Origin of the sequence: Campylobacter vicugnae, assembly GCF_002139875.1 — a bacterium.
In the GTDB taxonomy this organism is placed as follows: Bacteria; Campylobacterota; Campylobacteria; order Campylobacterales; family Campylobacteraceae; genus Campylobacter; species Campylobacter vicugnae.
The window spans coordinates 1,263,692-1,281,515 of the sequence record NZ_CP018793.1 but is presented as its reverse complement, the minus strand read 5'-3'; the positions used below and the strand labels follow the sequence as shown (position 1 = coordinate 1,281,515).

The 17,824-nt window shown below is 32.0% G+C and carries 15 protein-coding genes; 10 read left to right on the top strand and 5 right to left on the bottom strand.

The genetic code is table 11. The features are described 5' to 3' along the window. Nucleotides 1-2 precede the first annotated feature (2 nt). From CVIC12175_RS06610 to CVIC12175_RS06590, 5 genes are read right to left on the bottom strand one after another with little or no spacing between them, the layout of a single operon-like run. Nucleotides 3-2,093 (bottom strand): STT3 domain-containing protein, encoded by a 2,091-nt coding sequence (locus CVIC12175_RS06610; RefSeq protein WP_086255641.1) that lies wholly within the window; start codon nt 2,091-2,093, stop codon nt 3-5. After that, on the bottom strand, nt 2,077-3,198 hold the full coding sequence (pglJ, locus tag CVIC12175_RS06605) for an N-acetylgalactosamine-N,N'-diacetylbacillosaminyl-diphospho-undecaprenol 4-alpha-N-acetylgalactosaminyltransferase (protein WP_086256571.1): 1,122 nt from the start codon (nt 3,196-3,198) through the stop codon (nt 2,077-2,079). The genes CVIC12175_RS06610 and pglJ overlap by 17 nt, the downstream gene beginning before the upstream one ends. After that, nucleotides 3,198-4,232 (bottom strand): glycosyltransferase, encoded by a 1,035-nt coding sequence (locus CVIC12175_RS06600; protein ID WP_086256572.1) that lies wholly within the window; start codon nt 4,230-4,232, stop codon nt 3,198-3,200. The genes pglJ and CVIC12175_RS06600 overlap by 1 nt, the downstream gene beginning before the upstream one ends. Further along, complete coding sequence (locus CVIC12175_RS06595; RefSeq protein ID WP_086302653.1) at nt 4,229-5,263, bottom strand: glycosyltransferase; 1,035 nt, start codon at nt 5,261-5,263, stop codon at nt 4,229-4,231. The genes CVIC12175_RS06600 and CVIC12175_RS06595 overlap by 4 nt, the downstream gene beginning before the upstream one ends. Continuing rightward, entirely contained in the window at nt 5,260-6,762 is a 1,503-nt protein-coding gene (locus tag CVIC12175_RS06590) for an MATE family efflux transporter (RefSeq protein ID WP_086255637.1), read from the bottom strand. Before CVIC12175_RS06590 ends, CVIC12175_RS06595 begins: the two co-directional genes overlap by 4 nt. A gap of 197 nt (nt 6,763-6,959) precedes the next feature. On the opposite strand from CVIC12175_RS06590, the gene CVIC12175_RS06585 reads away from it, so the two are divergent. The 10 genes from CVIC12175_RS06585 (at nt 6,960) to dxs (ending at nt 17,822) form a co-directional block, all read left to right on the top strand. Next, entirely contained in the window at nt 6,960-7,289 is a 330-nt protein-coding gene (locus CVIC12175_RS06585) for a hypothetical protein (RefSeq protein WP_086302651.1), read from the top strand. Further along, on the top strand, nt 7,277-8,215 hold the full coding sequence (locus CVIC12175_RS06580) for a CobW family GTP-binding protein (protein ID WP_086302649.1): 939 nt from the start codon (nt 7,277-7,279) through the stop codon (nt 8,213-8,215). The genes CVIC12175_RS06585 and CVIC12175_RS06580 overlap by 13 nt, the downstream gene beginning before the upstream one ends. Before the next feature lie 101 nt (nt 8,216-8,316). Continuing rightward, the gene (gene lysA, locus CVIC12175_RS06575; protein ID WP_086315943.1) at nt 8,317-9,513 is read left to right on the top strand and encodes a diaminopimelate decarboxylase; all 1,197 of its coding nucleotides are present in this window, start codon (nt 8,317-8,319) and stop codon (nt 9,511-9,513) included. After that, on the top strand, nt 9,513-10,283 hold the full coding sequence (locus tag CVIC12175_RS06570) for an HAD-IIA family hydrolase (protein WP_086256576.1): 771 nt from the start codon (nt 9,513-9,515) through the stop codon (nt 10,281-10,283). Before lysA ends, CVIC12175_RS06570 begins: the two co-directional genes overlap by 1 nt. Continuing rightward, nucleotides 10,280-11,353 carry a prephenate dehydratase gene (gene pheA / locus CVIC12175_RS06565; RefSeq protein WP_086256577.1) on the top strand — a complete coding sequence of 358 codons (1,074 nt, stop codon included), beginning with the start codon at nt 10,280-10,282 and terminating at the stop codon, nt 11,351-11,353. Before CVIC12175_RS06570 ends, pheA begins: the two co-directional genes overlap by 4 nt. Nucleotides 11,354-11,355: 2 nt before the next feature. Beyond that, on the top strand, nt 11,356-12,453 hold the full coding sequence (gene hisC, locus CVIC12175_RS06560; protein WP_086255631.1) for a histidinol-phosphate transaminase: 1,098 nt from the start codon (nt 11,356-11,358) through the stop codon (nt 12,451-12,453). Between the two features lie 6 nt (nt 12,454-12,459). Then, nucleotides 12,460-14,166 carry a flagellar basal-body MS-ring/collar protein FliF gene (gene fliF, locus CVIC12175_RS06555; RefSeq protein ID WP_086302647.1) on the top strand — a complete coding sequence of 569 codons (1,707 nt, stop codon included), beginning with the start codon at nt 12,460-12,462 and terminating at the stop codon, nt 14,164-14,166. Then, a complete protein-coding gene (gene fliG, locus CVIC12175_RS06550; protein WP_086247341.1) occupies nt 14,166-15,191 on the top strand; it encodes a flagellar motor switch protein FliG in 1,026 nt (341 codons plus the stop codon). Before fliF ends, fliG begins: the two co-directional genes overlap by 1 nt. Continuing rightward, nucleotides 15,188-16,009, top strand: coding sequence for a flagellar assembly protein FliH (gene fliH, locus CVIC12175_RS06545; RefSeq protein ID WP_086302645.1), 822 nt, complete (start codon nt 15,188-15,190; stop codon nt 16,007-16,009). The genes fliG and fliH overlap by 4 nt, the downstream gene beginning before the upstream one ends. Before the next feature lies 1 nt (nt 16,010). Then, nucleotides 16,011-17,822: a 1-deoxy-D-xylulose-5-phosphate synthase gene (gene dxs, locus CVIC12175_RS06540; protein ID WP_086256631.1), complete on the top strand. Its 1,812-nt coding sequence runs from the start codon at nt 16,011-16,013 to the stop codon at nt 17,820-17,822. The last annotated feature ends 2 nt before the right edge of the window (nt 17,823-17,824 follow it).

Below are 17,824 nucleotides of genomic sequence, written 5' to 3'. Positions count from 1 at the left end.
TATTACCTTTTTAATTTATATACCTTAGCAGCAGGGTCAAGGATTACAGGCTCAAATGGAGTACCAGCGTAGTTTTCAAGTACAAAAAGCTGGATATAGCTACTTTCAAACATCTCTTTATCAAGTAAAATAAATCTTCCATAATCTACCATATAAATTAGATATATATCAGCTAGATTGTCTATATTATGAATAGTTTTTTTAAGCTTCATATTCTCATCATATTTAGTCTCTATATAGCTATTTACTCTAAATTTCTGCCCATTTAGCTCAATATGAGTAGCGTCATTTGAGATTATTATGCCATTATTTAGAGAAATTCCATTATCTACTTGAGCAAAGTTTGTCGCAATAACAAAAAATGGATCAGCCCACTCCTTGCCATTTAATAAGTCTAACCTTGAAAATTTAGCTACTACTGGAAATATCCCCATCATTCTATCTGGTAAAAAATAGTATATATCACGGCTTTTTTGTGGCAAGCTGAATTTATCTTTTTTAATATCGCTTAAAAATTTGCCAAGCTCATCATAGTTGTAATCTTTTAAAATTTGTTCTAAATTTTTACCATTGTAGTTTTGTTCATAACCCTTTTGAGTATATTCTACTTCTAATCGTGCCATATTAGCTGAGCTTGTTGGCGGCATGGTTAGGGCATAGCTTACTGCGTAGTTTTCTCTACCTAAATGTTTGCCACCATCAATTAAGGTCTTTGTATCGCTATAATATCTAATAGCATATCCATAATCCCACCAAGCAAGCGTATAATCTTCACGATCAGCTATTTTACCTAATTTATCTAATACATTTACTTCGGTTTTAAATAATACGCTTGATGGCTTATAATAATAGATATGTATTAGTGAAGGCATTAAAGCTAAAGCAGTTATAATGCCAGCGATTAAATTTAATCTTGCAATTTTAGCCTTATTTAGTATATAAAATAGTAAAAAACCAAATCCCATAGCTATAATTGGCACTGCATATATAGTAAATCTTAATCCACCTTTTAGTGCTAAAAATCCAAGACCAACCATAGGAATTGCTACTAAAAATATTCTAAATTTCACACATAGCAATACATATCCTATAACACCAGCTATAAAGATACTCCAGTGTCCGCTAATTCTTTGGGTAAATAGATCTAAATCTATTCTGCCTGATTCCATTATAGTTTGATTGACATTATAAAAATAAAATGCTAATGAGCTGCTATCACCTAAACTTCTAAATAGATAAAACTTAGCTTGAAACCATATAGGATTTAATCCGCCAAATGCTATAAATAGAGCTAAAACAGCAATAAAAAGCATCGCCATAAGTTTGAAATTTAACCAATATGACCTAAAATATATAAGCCCAAAAAGAGCTAAAATAAGAGCCAATTTAAATATATATGAAGCTGCTGTAATAGCTAAAATCATAAATAAAATTGCTTGATAGTTGCGTAAATTTTTGCGTTCAAAAACTATAGTATAGAGTGCATAAAATATAGTCATAGCCACACATAGTGTATAGCTAGATGGATACCACCAATTATATATTAGCATAGATATTGAGATTATTAAAAATGAGCCTAAATCACCTCTAAAGTGTAATCTAATAAGCCCCCAAATAGCAAAAAGTGGTAAAACAATTACCAACATATCAGTATCATAATATCCAGCCATTGTGCGATTGTAGTAGCTGTTTGCGATTGATGCAAGGAGACTAGCAACAAAAAATTCTTTAACATGGCCAAATTCTTTTCCTATTAATATCATCGGCACCACAATAAGCGAAGCTAAAAATACGCTTAAATATACCATAATTGTTTCTAAGCTAACTGGTAGAATTTTAGCTAGTAAAAATGTCAATGTAGAAAGTGGAGTGCCATAGTAGCTAAGATCATTTGGCTGGTGAAATCCAGCTATCATATCTCTAGCGCCTTCAGCATAAGCATATCCATCATTTGTGCTAATCATTAATTGATTATTCCAGATAAAATCACTATATCCACTTGCCCAAACTACCCACTCCATTCTGCATAAAATAGCAAAAAGATAGGCAATTATTATAAATATTGGAATTTGATATCTATTTAGAAGTTGCATATATCTCCTCTAACTCATTTATAAGATTTTTTGCTATTGTTTTTTTATTAAATTCTTTAGCTCTTATGATAGCGTTTTTTTCATAATATTTTACAAAGTCTGGTTCATCAATTGCTCTTTGCATTGCTTTTTGTGTTGCTTCTTGATTATCTACTGGTACTAAATATCCCCACTCATTTTCTCCCATTAGCTCTTTGGCTCCACTTTTATGTTCACTTGTAATAACTAGCTTACCGCATGCTAAAGCTTCTATTAATGCATTAGAAAATCCTTCAAATAGACTTACAAATACAAAGGCATAACATTTTGACATATATTTATATGGATTATTATCAAAACCTGGTAAAAAGACTCTATCTTCTAAATTTAACTCTTTTATTAATGCTTCTAATTTTTTTCTTAAAACTCCATCGCCTAAAATTATAAGAGATTTATCGCAGTTTTTAAGTTTAGCATAAGCTTTAATTAATAACTCATGATTTTTGCCACTATCTAATCTTCCCACACTTAAAAAAAACTCCCCTTTAAATTCAATTGGTTCGTTTGATTTTGCTTGGATATCTTCTAGATCAATAGCATTATATAGCACTTTCATTTTATTTGCTTCTATACCAAAATTATCTCGTAAATCAATTAAATTTCCTAAACTATTTGGATAGATAAAATCAGCTTTTGGATATAGCCATTTAAGTAAGAATTTGCTAATTTTAGATTTTAAATTATTACTAGCATATAGCACAGATGGAGTTGAGCATTCATTTAAGACAAGTGGTTTTTTATCCCCAAAAAGTCTTGCTAAAGCCGCTACATAGCATGGTCTATTCATCCATACAAAGTGCATATCAATCCCAACATCATCGCAAAATTTTTTGTATTTTAGGGCTAAAAATGGGAGTTTAGCAAATTTTAAAATCCCACTTTCAAAAGGATTTGAGTTTTCTAGATAGTGAATTTTTACATCGTGAGGTATTTTATAAGATATTCTATTGTTCATTAAAATTAAATATACCTCATAATAATTTACAAGTTCGCTAAGCAAATTTGAGACTACACGCTCAGCTCCACCGCCGGCCATTGAGTATATAAATAGAGATATTTTTTTCATTATTTTCCTTTTAGCTCTTTAATTAGTTTGTTCCACTCTGATATAATATTTTGCGAAGAGAATTTATCTAGGTTTATATTTTTTATCAAATTTTCTCTTAAATTACTATCTTCAATCATTTTAGTAATACACAAACTTAAGGCTTGTGGAGTAAAATCTTTGGCTATTAGTGAGTCTTTATTGTTGTTTAAAATCTCTAAAGCTCCAGCTGTTGGAGTGCTAATTCTTGCTATATTATAAGCCCCAGCCTCATTTAAAACATTTCCAAAAGCCTCGCTAAGACTAGGAAGAACTAAAATTTCAGCCCTTTGATATAGCTTGTTAATATCACGCACATGTCCTAAAAACTCTACATTAAGATTTAAATTCTTAGCTTGTGTTTTAAGAGCGTTTGCTTGAGTGCCATCTCCAGCAATTACGATTTTATACTCTTTTAATAGATTTTTATCTACTAAAGCAAGTGAATTTAGATATAAATCATACCCTTTTACTGGCTCAAGTCTGCCTACGCTTAGGATTAGTTTTTCTTTTTTGATTATATTTTTAGGCTTGTTAAATAGTGGATTGTATATGATTTTACATCTTTTAACAAAATTATAATACTCTTTATCTCTTTTGCTAAGTACTACTAATGCATCGCAAAATTTATAGCTAAAATCTCTAATTCTTCTCCAAATTTTAGATTGTAATAGATCATAGCTTACATGTTCAGTGGCGATAATTTTTCTATTTGTAAAGATTGTTGAGAGTATTATATTTATATTTGTTTGATCCATAAATGAGATTATTAGATCTGGATTGGCGCTTTTGATATATGCTCGAATTTTAAAGAATTTGCTAAATTTACTAAGCCAATTTCTATTTTTGTAAAGATTTAGATGGGTGAGTTTGCCACTGATTTTATATAGGTTTAAATTCTCTTCAAAATATAGGGTTTCTATTTGATGATTTTTGCCTAATTCATGACTTAAAAGCTCTACTACACGCTCGGCCCCACCATTTCTAAGAGCTGAAATTACTAGCATTATTTTCATTTTAAGGCCTTATTTATAAGTTTTAGCCACTCTTGATATATATTTTCTAATTCAAATTTACCTCTAGAATCAAATGCGTTTTTAGCCAATTTAGCTCTTAAAGCTTCATCTTTTATGGCTAAATTTAATTTTTTAGCCAAGCTTTGTGGTGTAAAATCATCGCTTATTAATCCATTTTTGTTATCATCAATTAGCTCACAAGCACCAATTGTAGGCGTGGCAACTCTTGCAATATTATAAAAACAAGCCTCAATTAAAGCATTGCCAAGCCCTTCATTGCGTGAGCTTGAGACTATGATTTTGGCTCTTTTGTAGTGATTTTTTATATCATTTACAGTGCCTAAAAATTTAATTTTTTTACTTTTAAATTCATTTTTAAGGGTATTAAACTCACTACCATTACCACAAATTTCAACACTATAATCACCTAAATCACACTCTTTAAGTGAGTTTAAAAATATATCACATCCTTTGACTTTTTCTAATCTACCGACAAAAAGGATTAAATTCTCCTTTTGATACTCTATATTTTCATCATCTCCAAAAAATGGATTATATATTATTGATCTATTTTTTACATAGCTGTAGTATTGATAGTCGCTTTTGCTTAGTACTGATAGAGCATCGCAAAATGGATATAGCACTCTTTTTGCCATTTGCCATTTTAAAGGTAAAAAGCTATGGTCGCTATGTTCTGAGATTATTAGCTTTTGTTTTAGGGTTAAATTTGCTATTAAACAAAGTAGGTTTGTGCTATCCATAAAGCTGATAACTACATCATATTGGCCGCTTTTAAATATATCTCTTAGAGCAAAAATCTTACTAAATCGCTTTTTTAAATTTAAAAATCCACCATTTGATGTGGTTAAATTTATAATTTTTACACTATCGTTAATTTTATAAAATGGCTCTTGGTTATCAAATTTAATAATACTTACGCTATGTTCGCAGCTTAGGCGGTTTGCTACTATGCTTAGCACTCTTTCAGCCCCACCAAATCCAAGCGTAGAGATAACAAACGCAATTTTCAAAATCTCCCCCTAATCTTACCTATAAATATTGCTCTTTGTTCTTTTGTAAATATTATCATAAAAGCTATTAAATAACCCAAAGTTGAGATAACTACAGCATATATCAAAAACTCAAGCCAATTACTTATATTTAATATATTGGAAAATGGATATATAATAGCTGTAATTAAAACAAAAACACCAAGACTTTTAAAATATATAGGATAAAAAGTGCTAAATTTAAGGCCTAAATTTACTCCAGCATTAGCAACATCAAATAGGGTAATTTTTAAGCTAATTCCTATAGTAATAGTCATTACTATCTCTTTTAGCCCAAAATTAAAAAAAGCTAACCCAATAATCTGTACGCAAAATACACAAACAGCCATAAATAGCGTAACAAGTGCTGGACGCTTTAGCCTATCAGTTATTAAATATGTGCTAATTAAAGGTCTAGAACTAGCAAATATAATAGATGGCAAAAGAGAAATAAGCACTAATTCATAAATATAATTTATCTCATCACTACTTTTAAAAGGCAGCCAAAGCCTATAAAACTCATCTGCTAAAACTCCAAAAGTAGCAATTAAAGGTAAGGCTATAAAGCTTACACTTTTAATGGCCAAGATTGCTTCATCTTTAAGCGGTTTGGCATTTGCATGAATTTGAACAAGGCGAGGATCCCATGCTACTGCTGTAGTAATTACAAAGCTTTCAACTATCATTATAACTGAGCGAGATATGGCTAAAATCCCCATACTAAGAGCGTTTATAAAGATATTAACCAAAAGCAAGCTAGCCCCACTTAATAATACTTGACTTAGCATATTTAAGCTGTTAAATAATCCACTTCTAGCTAGAACTTTGATAAAATTAATTCTAAAATATTTAGGCGAAAAGATTAAATTTAGCCTAAATTTGCGGTTTAAAACCAAAGCGCTAAAAAATACAAAAATAGATGATATTAAAGCTGCTATTGCTGTATAATATATCATCGCTTCAAATGCCCAAAATAGCCAAAGCACACATCCAGCATATATAGTAGTGGATATAGCGTTGCGAATTGAGATGAGATACATCTGGTTTTTAATAAAGGCATGAACGCTAAAAATAGCATTAAATAATCCAATGCTAAAGTTGATAAAATATATAGCCATCGTTGCTCGTACATCATCTAATAAAGTATCAGATATGTTTATTATTGATTGAATTTTAAGTAAAAATATAAGCGAAATAAAAGCCACAATAACGCTAAATATAAGATTAGCCATTAAAACTGAACTATAAAATTTAGAAGCTTTAGTAAAATTGCCTTTGTGATAAGCTGAAGCGATAAATCTACTAGCTACTGAGTTAATTACAAGAGTTAGGATAAATCCATAATTTACAAATGAATTTGCTAATGCTAAAAATCCATAAGCTTCATCGCCTAAAACTCGTAAAATATATGGAGTTAAGAAAAAATTAATAACTGTCTGCAAAGCAAAAACAGTAATAGTGGTAAATAAATTTAAGTACATAATTTGGTTATTTTGTAGCTATTTTTGATGTAAATTTAAATTTAATTGCCATGATTTTCCTTGAAATTTATCTTTTAGATTGTAGCTAAATTTATATAATTATTTGCTTATAATTGATAAATATTAAATTTAATAAATCTAAATTTAATTTAAAAAATGGTAAATTTAAATCCAAATTTAAGCTAAAAGGAAGCCTAATGTGCGTTTTATGCGGTGAGCTTGTTAGTGCTTTGCACTGGAGTGATTTAGGTGGTAATGGCTCTACTATCACAGTTGGTGATATTCAAGGTCAAAGATTAAAATCTCGTTTAAAAAAAGTAAAATATGCTAATGAAATTCTAAGCTTTTACGCTCTTAAACTAAGCGAATGGCAAAACTCAAAATATATATTAAGCAATAAAACTGGCAAAAGTGTAATCGTAAATGACTTAGGTGATTTATGGAGTAAGGCTGAGAGTATGCTAGGGCGAAATTTAGATATATTAGAACCAAAATTATTGGAGCATATAAAGCAGTGTCAAAGGTAAAAATAAGCATAATTACAGGTTTTTTAGGTAGTGGTAAAACCACTTTTTTAAGCGAAATTTTGTCTGATATTGATAGTTCAAATTTAGCCATCATAGTAAATGAATTTGGTCAAAATAGCTTAGATGATACAATTTTAAACGCCTCTTACGCTAAAGAAAAAACCACCGTAATAGGTTCAGGATGTATGTGTTGTAATAAAAGAGATGATTTAATAATTAAGTTAAAAGATATATTAAATAGCTATGAATTAAATGGTAAAAGTCTTGATAGAGTTATTATCGAGACTACAGGTCTTGCAAATCCAGCTCCGATTTTATGGACTGTATTGAGTGATCCATTTTTATCAAATCACTTTGAGATTGCTGGATTATTTACCTGCGTAGATGCGATAAATGGATTAAATCACTTAAATCATCAAGAAGCTATAAATCAAATAAGTGCTAGTGATTCAGTTATTATTACTAAAAGTGATTTAAATAGCGATTATAAGGAGCTTTGCAAAACTCTTAAATCCATATATGCTGGTGTAAAAATATATGATAAGAGATATATTAAATTTAGCGATCTTTTCAATGATGTAAAAAAAGATTATAGTAATATTGAGCAAAATAGCCATACTCAAGGGTTAAGCAGTATATCGTTAAATTTTAATAAACCAGTTGAGTGGAGTGCATTTACTATCTGGCTTAGTCTTCTTCTATATCGTTATGGAGCGCAAATTCTTCGCACCAAAGGGATAATATCAACTAAGCAAAATCATTTAATATCTATCAATTCAGTCTGTCATATTGTGCATCCGCCACGCCATATAGACAATCTAAATGGTGAAAATCCAGGCTCTTGCCTTGTTATAATTGCACAAAATTTAGATTTAAATTTAGTAAAAGAGTCGCTTAAGGGTTTTTTAAAAGTTGAGTTGGAGTAGATTTTAAAATATTAATTTTGAGATTAAATGCTAAATTTAGTCTTAAATTTAAGCCAAGATTAGATAATATTGTAAATTCTAAAATTATCAAGGAACTATATATGGATTATTTAGCACTGGCTAAGAAGTATCAAACACCACTTTATATATATGATTTTGACCATATTACAGCTCAATATGAGAAATTAAAAAAGGAATTTAACGCTAGAAAATCTCTAATTTGCTACGCTGTTAAAGCCAATTCAAATTTGAGCCTTTTAAAGCATATTGCTACTCTTGGCGGGGGATTTGATTGTGTGAGTATCGGTGAGGTAAAGCGAGCTTTATTAGCAGGTGCTAGTAGTTATAAGATAATTTATAGCGGAGCTGGCAAGAGCGATGAAGAGATTAAAGAGGCTTTAAATTTAGATATTTTAATGATAAATTTAGAGAGCTTTGCTGAGATGCAAAGAGTTGAATTAATAGCTAAAGAGTTAGGTAAAAAGGCTAGAATCTCAGTCAGAGTTAATCCAAATGTAGATCCAAAAACTCATCCATATATCTCTACAGGATTACATGAAAATAAATTTGGTGTTAGTATAAATGAAGCTAGGAAAATTTATCTACATGCTCATAGAAGCGATAATCTAGATCCAGTTGGTATTCACTGCCATATTGGAAGTCAGCTAAGTGATATTAGCCCAGTTATTGAAGCAGCAAATATTACTAGCGATCTATTAAGAGAGTTAAGAGCAGCTGATATAAATATTAAATTCTTTGATATAGGTGGCGGTATTGGCATTAGATATAGTGATGAAAATGAGCCAAATTTATATGAATATGCTCAAGGAATTTTAGCAGCACTAAAGGGTCAAGATGCAACCATAGTATGCGAACCAGGTAGATTTATAGTAGGAAATAGTGGAGAATTACTCACTCAAGTATTATATGAAAAAAATAATGGTGATAAGCGTTTTGTAATTGTCGATGCGGCTATGAATGATCTTCTTCGACCAAGTTTATATGAGGCTTATCATGAGATAATAGCATTAAAAGATGGAGATAAAACTAATTGTGATGTAGTAGGTCCAATTTGTGAAAGTGGGGATTTTTTAGGTAAAAATATAGAGTTGCCAAAGCTAGAACATGGTGATATGTTAATAATTAAATCAGCTGGTGCATATGGATATTCAATGTCTAGTAACTATAACACAAGAGGCAGAGCTGCACAAGTCGCTATTGAAAGCGGCAAAGATCGCCTAATAGGCAAAAGAGAGAGTTTTGAAGATATGATAAGAAATGAGAGAGAGTTTATATAATGTATTTTATAGATGTGCAAGGAACCTTAATAAGCGATAGCGATAAAAGTCCAATTAATGGCGCTTGTGAGCTAATTGATACTTTAAATTCTAAGCTTATTCCATATGTTATTATAACAAATAACACTAAGATAAAAAGTGATGAGTTTTTACAAACGCTAAGAGATAAAGGATTGGCGATTAAAGATGGTGCTTATTTAGATCCATTTTGTGTATTAAATGAGATAATAAGTCCTTGTAATGTAGCGCTTTTTGGTGCTAAAGAATTTGTGCAAACTATGCAAGATATTGGCTATACTCAAGATCTAAAAGATCCAAAGGCGATTTTGATTGCTAGTTGGGATAAATTTAGCTTTGATGATTTTGCTTTGATTAATGAGTTAGCACTAAAAGGTGTAAAAATAATTGCTATGCATGAGACTAGTATCTACAAAAAAAATGGTAGATTATATCCAGGAGTTGGTGCTATTGCTAATATGATTAGCTACTCTACTGGTGCTAAATTTAGCAGTGTTGGCAAACCGAGTTTAGGATTTTATATTGCTGCGCTTGAGCTTTTAAAACAGCAAAATGCTAAGGCTGAGTTTAAAGATATAACTATAATTAGCGATGACGCAACTGGCGATCTTTATGGGGCTAAAGAGTTAAATATGAGTACGGCTTTGGTTTTAAGTGGTAAAATAGATAAAAGTAGTACTGCAAATTTAAATAGAGATAAAATTGATAATATATATGATGATGTGAGTAAAATTTGGGAGATTCTTAGATGAGTATTGATGATTTAAGAGTTGGCATTGATAAGATAGATAATGAGATTTTAAATTTATTAAATCAAAGAATGGAATTTGTCAAAAAAATTGGTGAATTAAAAGTTGGCTCAAATGTTCCAATTTACCGCCCAGAGCGTGAAAGAGCAATACTAGAAAGATTAAAATCACTACCTAGCAACACTTTAAGTAGCGAAGCAATTGAGGCGATATATTTAGAGATTTTTGCTGTTAGTCGTAATCTAGAACTTCCACAAAAGGTAGCATTTTTAGGCCCAATTGGGACATATACTCACCAAGCAGCTGAGAGTAGATTTGGTGCGATGAGTAGCTATATGGCAATTAGTTCTATAGAAGGTGTCTTTCGTGAGCTTAATAATGGCGAGGCTAAATATGGAGTTGTACCGATTGAAAATAATACAGAAGGTGCTGTTGGGATTACCCTTGATTGCTTAAGAAAATATGAAAATGTAAAAATTGTAGCTGAAATTTATATGGATATTCACCATAGTTTTGTTAGTTTAAGTGAAAATTTAAGCGATATAAAAAAGATCTATTCTCATCCGCAAGGCTATAATCAGTGCCATAAATTTTTAGATGATCATGATCTCAATTCGATAGAATTTATACCAACTAAATCAACTGCTCAAGCTGCCTATTTAGCTTCGCAAGATCCTAGCTCAGCAGCAATCTGCTCAAAAATAGCTGCACATATAAATAAAGTGCCAATAATGTTTGAAAAAATCGAAGATAATATGGCAAATAGAACAAGATTTTTTGTCTTAAGTGATTTTAAAAATATTAGAAGTAATTGTGATAAAACCAGTATTTTAGCTTTGACTGCACATCGTCCAGGCGGACTTGTGGAGCTTCTTAATATGTTTAAAGAAGGTGGAATAAATTTAACTAAGCTTGAGAGTAGACCAATTAAGCAAAAAGATTTTAAAACTGTATTTTATATAGATTTTGAAGGTCATATAGATGATGAAAATGTAGATACAGTACTAAAAAACGCCACTCAAAATGGTCATGAAATTACCTGGTTGGGTAGCTATTTAAACCAAGAAGGATAATAATGAATTTTAACCCACAAATATCAAATTTACCAATATATGAAGCTGGCAAGCCAATCGAGCTTGTTATTAGAGAGTTTGGCATTGAGCCACAAAATGTAGTAAAACTAGCTAGCAATGAAAATCCACTAGGCTGTTCACCGCTTGTGCTTGAAGCGATGAAAGAATCTATCAAATCTGCAAATTTATATCCAGATGATAGCTACTATGAGTTAAAAGAGTCTTTGGCTAATTTATATAATGTAAATAGCAAAAATATAGTAATAGGTAGCGGAAGCGATCAAGTTATAGAGTTTATCATGCACGCAAAGCTTAATCCAAATACAGCAATGCTAAGTGCAGGTGTAACCTTTGCAATGTATGAAATTTATGCCAAACATATAGGTGCTAAAATTTATAAAACCAAAAGCTCTCAGCACAGTTTAGATGAGATAAAAGAGTTATATAATGCTCATAAAAAGGAGATTAAGGTAGTATTTTTATGCTTACCAAATAACCCACTTGGTGAGTGTTTGGACGCTAGCGATGTGTATGAGTTTATATCTAGTATTGATAGTGATACTCTTGTAGTAATTGATGGTGCATATATGGAGTTTGCGAAATTTAAAGATAGTAGAAAAACTATAAACCCAAGCGATATAATAAAATTATCTAACTCTATCTATTTAGGCACATTTTCTAAAGCTTATGGATTAGGTGGAATGAGAGTAGGATATGGTATTGCAAATGAGCAGATAATTACTGCAATTAGCAAGCTTAGAGCTCCATTTAATATCACAACACCAAGTCTAGCTGCAGCTATTGCAGCAGTTAAAGATCAAGATTTTATAGTTAAAACCTTGCAAAATAACTTTAAAGAGATGAGTATTTATGAGCAGTTTGCTAAAGATAATGATATAGAGTTTATACCAAGTTATACAAATTTTATAACATTTATATTTGATAATAGTAAAGACTCAACTCAAATTTGTGATAAATTATTAAGACAAGGTATAATTTTACGCAATTTAAGAAGTTATGGATTGAATGCTATTCGTATCACAATTGGTACAAATGAGCAAAATATCAAAGTTTTAGAAGCACTTAAAAAGGAAATTTAATAGATTATGGATTTCAAAGCTCTATTTCAGCAAATTAGTCAAGTTGTCCAAAACTTAAGCCTAAAACAAAAGATTGTAGCTGCAAGCTCAATTGTTTTGGTGATTGGATTTTTGGTGTTTTTGACGCTATTTAGTGGTAGTAAAGATCCTGAGGCCCAGTATGAAGGTTATAGCGTACTATTTCGCAATATAGACCCAGCTGCATCGGCTCAGATAATTAACGAACTTGAAACCCAAGGAGTTAAATATAAGTTAGCAGATGAGGGTACTATTCTTGTGCCTACAAGCGATGTATATCGCCAAAGAATCGCAGTAGCTAGCCTTGGGATAATGGGTGATAATAAAAAGGGTTTTGAAATTTACGATACTCAAGATTTTGGTGCTACTGAAAATGAACAAAGAGTTAAATTTCAAAGAGCAATCCAAGGCGAATTATCTAAAACAATTGAGAGCCTAGAGCCAATAGAAAGAGCTAGTGTCTATATTGCATTTCCTAAAGATAGTGTATTTACCGAGCGTCAAGTACCACCAACTGCCTCTGTCGTTGTCAAAATTAAAGAAGGCTCAAAACTAAATCGCAGACAGATAGATGGGATAAAGCGAATAGTATCTGGTTCAGTACCAAATCTAAAGCTTGAAGATGTCAAAATCGTAACTCAAGATGGCGTATCTTTAGGTGATGATGATATAGCATTAGAAAATGAGCTTGTAGCCGCACAGATTAAGTATAGAAGTGAATTTGAAGAGTCATATGAACAAAAAATTATTGATATGATTGGTAAATTTATTGGTGGTAGAGATAAGGTTACGGCTAAGGTTAGCATTGAGTTTGACTTTTCAACTAAGGATAGTATAAATGAAATTTATGATCCAAACTCAGTTATTAGAAGCGAACAAAATATTGAAGAAAGACGCGAAGGCAAAGAGCCAAAAGATGTAGGCGGAGTGCCTGGAGCTGTAAGCAATATAGGCCCAGTACAAGGCATAGAAGATGATAAACCAACTGAGTTATACTCTAAAAATGTCGCCAATACCAACTATGAAATATCTAAGCAAACCATTAAAGTAAAAGATCAATACGCTACGATAAAAAGAGTAACTGCAGCTGTAGTAGTAGATGGCAAATATGAGTTTAAAACTATTGAAGATGGAACTAAAGATGATACTTTAACCTATATTCCTTTAAATGATAATGAATTAAATTCAATCAAAAGCCTAGTTCAACAAGCAATCGGCTATAATGAAAATAGAGGAGATGAGGTTACAGTAAGTAATTTTGAGTTTAGAAAAACTGGAACAATTATCCAAGTAAGCCCACTTCAAAAAGTTGTAGATACATATTTTAAACCTATTATGCCAATATTAAAGTATCTAATAGTTTTACTAATTTTATATGTATTTTACAAAAAGGTTATTACTCCATTTCTTGCTAAGATGCTTGAAGAGTCTAAAGATGATGAGCTTGAGCCAATACCAGATGAGACAAATATACAAGAAGAGGCCGAAGATACATTGGAGAAATTTAAAGCTGCTAGAAAAAGAGTTGAAGATGAGCTTGGAATTGGTGATAACTTTGATGAAAATGAGCTTAAATATGAAGTTATGCTTGAAAAACTCAAACTAATTGCGACTGAAAGAAGCGAAGAGATTGCCACCTTGCTTCAAACTATGCTTAAAAATGATAATGGATTTAACTCTAGTAAGGACTTCTAATGAGACTAAATGAAGAACAAAAGATGGTCTATGATGACCTTAGTATGGCTGAGAAAATCGCTATCTTGCTCATTCAATTAGGTGAAGATGCTACTACTATGCTGTTTTCTCATATGGATATTGATATTATTACTGAGATATCAAAATATATCGCTACAGCTAAGACAATTGATAAAAGCGTAGCAGCTGCAGTCTTAGAGGAATTTTATGTAGTTAGTCAATCAAATCAGTATTTAAAAAGTGGTGGTATAGAGTACGCTAAGGAGATTTTATTTAGAACTTTTGGTCCAGAAATAGCACAAAAGATTATGGATAAGCTTCAAAAATCTATGGAAACTACTAAATCATTTAGCTATCTTGGACAGGTTCGCCCTCAGCAGCTTGCTGACTTTATTGTCAAAGAACACCCACAAACAATAGCTCTAATCGTAGCGCATATGGACGCTTCTAGTGCGGCTGAGACTTTAGTCTATTTTCCAGATGATATTAGAAGTGAGGTTGTAATCCGTATGGCAAATCTAGGCGATATCAGCCCTTCAGTAGTAAAACGTGTTTCAACTGTACTAGAATCTAAGCTAGAGAGCCTTACAAGCTATAAGGTTGAAGTTGGCGGTCCAAGAGCTGTTGCAGAAGTGCTTAACCGTCTTGGTCAAAAAGCTAGCAAATCCACAATTGATATTATTGAGAAAAATGACCCAAGTCTTGCTACTATGATTAAAGAGCTTATGTTTACATTTGAAGATATTAATACTCTTGATAATAATGCTATTAGAGAGATTCTTAAAGTTGTGGATAAAAAGGTTCTTATGGTTGGTCTAAAAGGTAGTGGCGAGGAGTTAAAACGCAAATTCTTAGCCAATATGAGTCAAAGAGCTAGTGAAGCATTTATTGAGGAGATGCAATTTATCGGTGCTGTACGCGTAAAAGAGGTTGAAGAAGCACAAAGAAAAGTAGTTGAACTAGTTCAAAAACTAGCTGAAGATGGAGTATTCCAAGTCGGCGTAAGTGATGAGATGATAGAATGATACTAAGTAGTGTAATAGATAATACTAGGGGCGAACATACTGTAGAGCCATATAGATTTAAGGTTTTAGCACTTCACTCAAATGAGCCAAAAGAGCCAGCTAAAGAGACTGCTCAACCTTTGGCTCCAGTTATTAATAACGATGAGCTAACAGAGCAAACTAACTCGGATTTAGAATTATCTGAGCCAAATCCACCTACAACCCAAGAGGCAAATACGGTAGAATCCACATTTATTGAAGAGCTTCTAAAACGAACTGATGATTTAAGTGGAAATATTGTTAAGCTTCAAATGCAGATAGAAAATCAAGAAAATGAGTTTAAAATACGTTTGGCAAATGAGACTACTAGAGCTAAAGAAGAGGGGCTAAGAGAGGGACAAGAACAAGCAAAAGCTGAGTATGAAATTTTGCTAAATGAAAATAGTAAAAAATATGCTAGTTCAATTGATAAACTTGATGAGCAAGCCTCAAAGCTAGAAGCACTATTAAGCTCAAGTCAAAGTGAAATCGCAGCCACAGCAATTGAGATTGCCAAAGAGGTAGTTTTAAAAGAGATTAAAGATAGCTCAGCACAAATCGCCTCAAACATCGCTAAAAGCCTAATAGAAGAGCTAAGTCAAGCTACTACAATAGAGATTAAAACCAATCCAAAAGATTATGAGTTTTTAAAATCAAATTTAACTCAAAAATCGCATATTAAGATTACTAGTGATGATGCGGTATTAGCTGGTGGGGTAATAGTATTAAGCGATATAGGTAATGTAGATGGTAGCGTGATGGCTAGATTTAATAAGATTAAAAAGATACTAAGTGAATAAAATGGATATAAAATCTTTAAAATTTAGCGAACTTGAGACTTTAGCAACTGATATTAGAGAGAGGATTTTAAGTGTAGTTAGCACCAATGGCGGGCATTTAAGCTCAAATTTAGGAGTTGTAGAACTTAGCATTGTGATGCACTATGTATTTAATCCTCCAAATGATCCATTTATATTTGATGTTAGCCACCAAAGCTACACTCATAAGCTCTTAAGCGGGCGTTGGAATGAGTTTGATAGTTTGCGTAAATTTGGCGGAATTAGTGGATATACTAAGCCTAGTGAGAGCAAATATGATTATTTTGTAGCTGGCCATAGCTCTACATCTATTAGTCTTGCTGTAGGTGCTGCTAAGGCTATAAGGCTAAAAGGCGAAGATCGTTTGCCAGTAACTGTAATTGGCGATGGAGCCTTGAGTGCTGGGATGGCATATGAGGCTCTAAATGAGCTAGGGGATAAAAAATATCCGTGTGTAATTATATTAAATGATAATGAGATGAGTATATCAAAGCCAATTGGAGCGATGAGTAAATATCTATCTCAGATGATGGCTGGACCATTTTATCAAAAATTTAAAAATAAGATAAATCAACTATTACAGCATGTTCCAGATTCTGCTGCATATATGGCTAAAAGACTTGAAGAAGGCATTAGGCTTATTACTCCTGGGATGTTTTTTGAAGAGCTTGGATTAGAATATATAGGCCCAGTAAATGGCCATAATATCAAGGATTTAATCTCGGCTTTTAGCGTAGCAAAAAGTATTCAAAAGCCAGTAATAGTCCATGTCCAAACTATAAAAGGCAAGGGATATGAAATTGCCGAAGGCCCAAAAGAGAAGTGGCATGGCGTTAGCCCATTTAATCCACAAAATGGTATGGCGCTTCAAAAATCTAACCAAAAAAGTGCTACTGAAATTTTTAGCAGTTTGCTTTTAGAACTTGCTAGCAAGTATGATAATGTAGTAGGCGTGACAGCTGCTATGCCTAGTGGAACTGGAATTGGGGCTTTGATTGAGAAATTTCCAGATAGATTTTGGGATACTGCAATTGCAGAACAGCATGCAGTTACATCTATGGCAGCAATGGCAAAAGAGGGTTTTAAGCCGTATATTGCAATATATTCAACATTTATGCAAAGAGCCTATGATCAAGTGATTCATGATTGTGCTATTTTAAATTTACCTGTAGTGTTATGTATGGATAGGGCTGGTATTGTAGGAGAAGATGGTGAGACACATCAAGGAGCTTTTGATATTAGCTTTTTAAACACTGTGCCAAATTTTACTCTTGTAGCACCTAGAGATGAACTAATGTTTAAAGAGATTATGGAGTTTTCTTATAGTTTTAATTCGCCACTTGCTATTAGGTATCCTAGGGGAAATTTTGGGCTTAGTGATGAGTTTAAACCAGTTAAAGTAGAGCTTGGTAAATCTCAAATTCTATTACAAAATAGTGAAAATATTGCATTTATCGGATATGGCAATGCTGTGGCTAAGGCATATAAAGTAGCTAGTATTTTAGATATTAATCCTACAATTATTGATCTTATTTTTATAAAACCACTTGATGAAGAACTACTTTTAAATCTAGCTAAAGAGCATAAAAAATGGTATATCTTTAGTGATAGTGCTAAGCGTGGTGGGGTTGGCGAGATTTTATCTGGATTTTTACAAGATAATGATATTAAAGATGTAAGTGTTGTAAGCTTTGAATATCTAGATAATTTTATAACACATGGAAATATATCTAAAGTAGAAAACTCGCTTAATATCGATGTAGATTCTATCGTAAGGTATTTTAGGCAAATTTAATC

Coding starts and splice junctions, on each gene's coding strand:
- fliH (WP_086302645.1), top strand. CDS start 15,188: ATGATACTAAGTAGTGTAATAGATAATACTAGGGGCGAACATACTGTA.
- CVIC12175_RS06600 (WP_086256572.1), bottom strand. CDS start 4,232: ATGAAAATAATGCTAGTAATTTCAGCTCTTAGAAATGGTGGGGCCGAG.
- dxs (WP_086256631.1), top strand. CDS start 16,011: ATGGATATAAAATCTTTAAAATTTAGCGAACTTGAGACTTTAGCAACT.
- hisC (WP_086255631.1), top strand. CDS start 11,356: ATGAATTTTAACCCACAAATATCAAATTTACCAATATATGAAGCTGGC.
- fliG (WP_086247341.1), top strand. CDS start 14,166: ATGAGACTAAATGAAGAACAAAAGATGGTCTATGATGACCTTAGTATG.
- CVIC12175_RS06610 (WP_086255641.1), bottom strand. CDS start 2,093: ATGCAACTTCTAAATAGATATCAAATTCCAATATTTATAATAATTGCC.
- CVIC12175_RS06585 (WP_086302651.1), top strand. CDS start 6,960: ATGTGCGTTTTATGCGGTGAGCTTGTTAGTGCTTTGCACTGGAGTGAT.
- pglJ (WP_086256571.1), bottom strand. CDS start 3,198: ATGAAAAAAATATCTCTATTTATATACTCAATGGCCGGCGGTGGAGCT.
- lysA (WP_086315943.1), top strand. CDS start 8,317: ATGGATTATTTAGCACTGGCTAAGAAGTATCAAACACCACTTTATATA.
- fliF (WP_086302647.1), top strand. CDS start 12,460: ATGGATTTCAAAGCTCTATTTCAGCAAATTAGTCAAGTTGTCCAAAAC.
- pheA (WP_086256577.1), top strand. CDS start 10,280: ATGAGTATTGATGATTTAAGAGTTGGCATTGATAAGATAGATAATGAG.
- CVIC12175_RS06590 (WP_086255637.1), bottom strand. CDS start 6,762: ATGTACTTAAATTTATTTACCACTATTACTGTTTTTGCTTTGCAGACA.
- CVIC12175_RS06570 (WP_086256576.1), top strand. CDS start 9,513: ATGTATTTTATAGATGTGCAAGGAACCTTAATAAGCGATAGCGATAAA.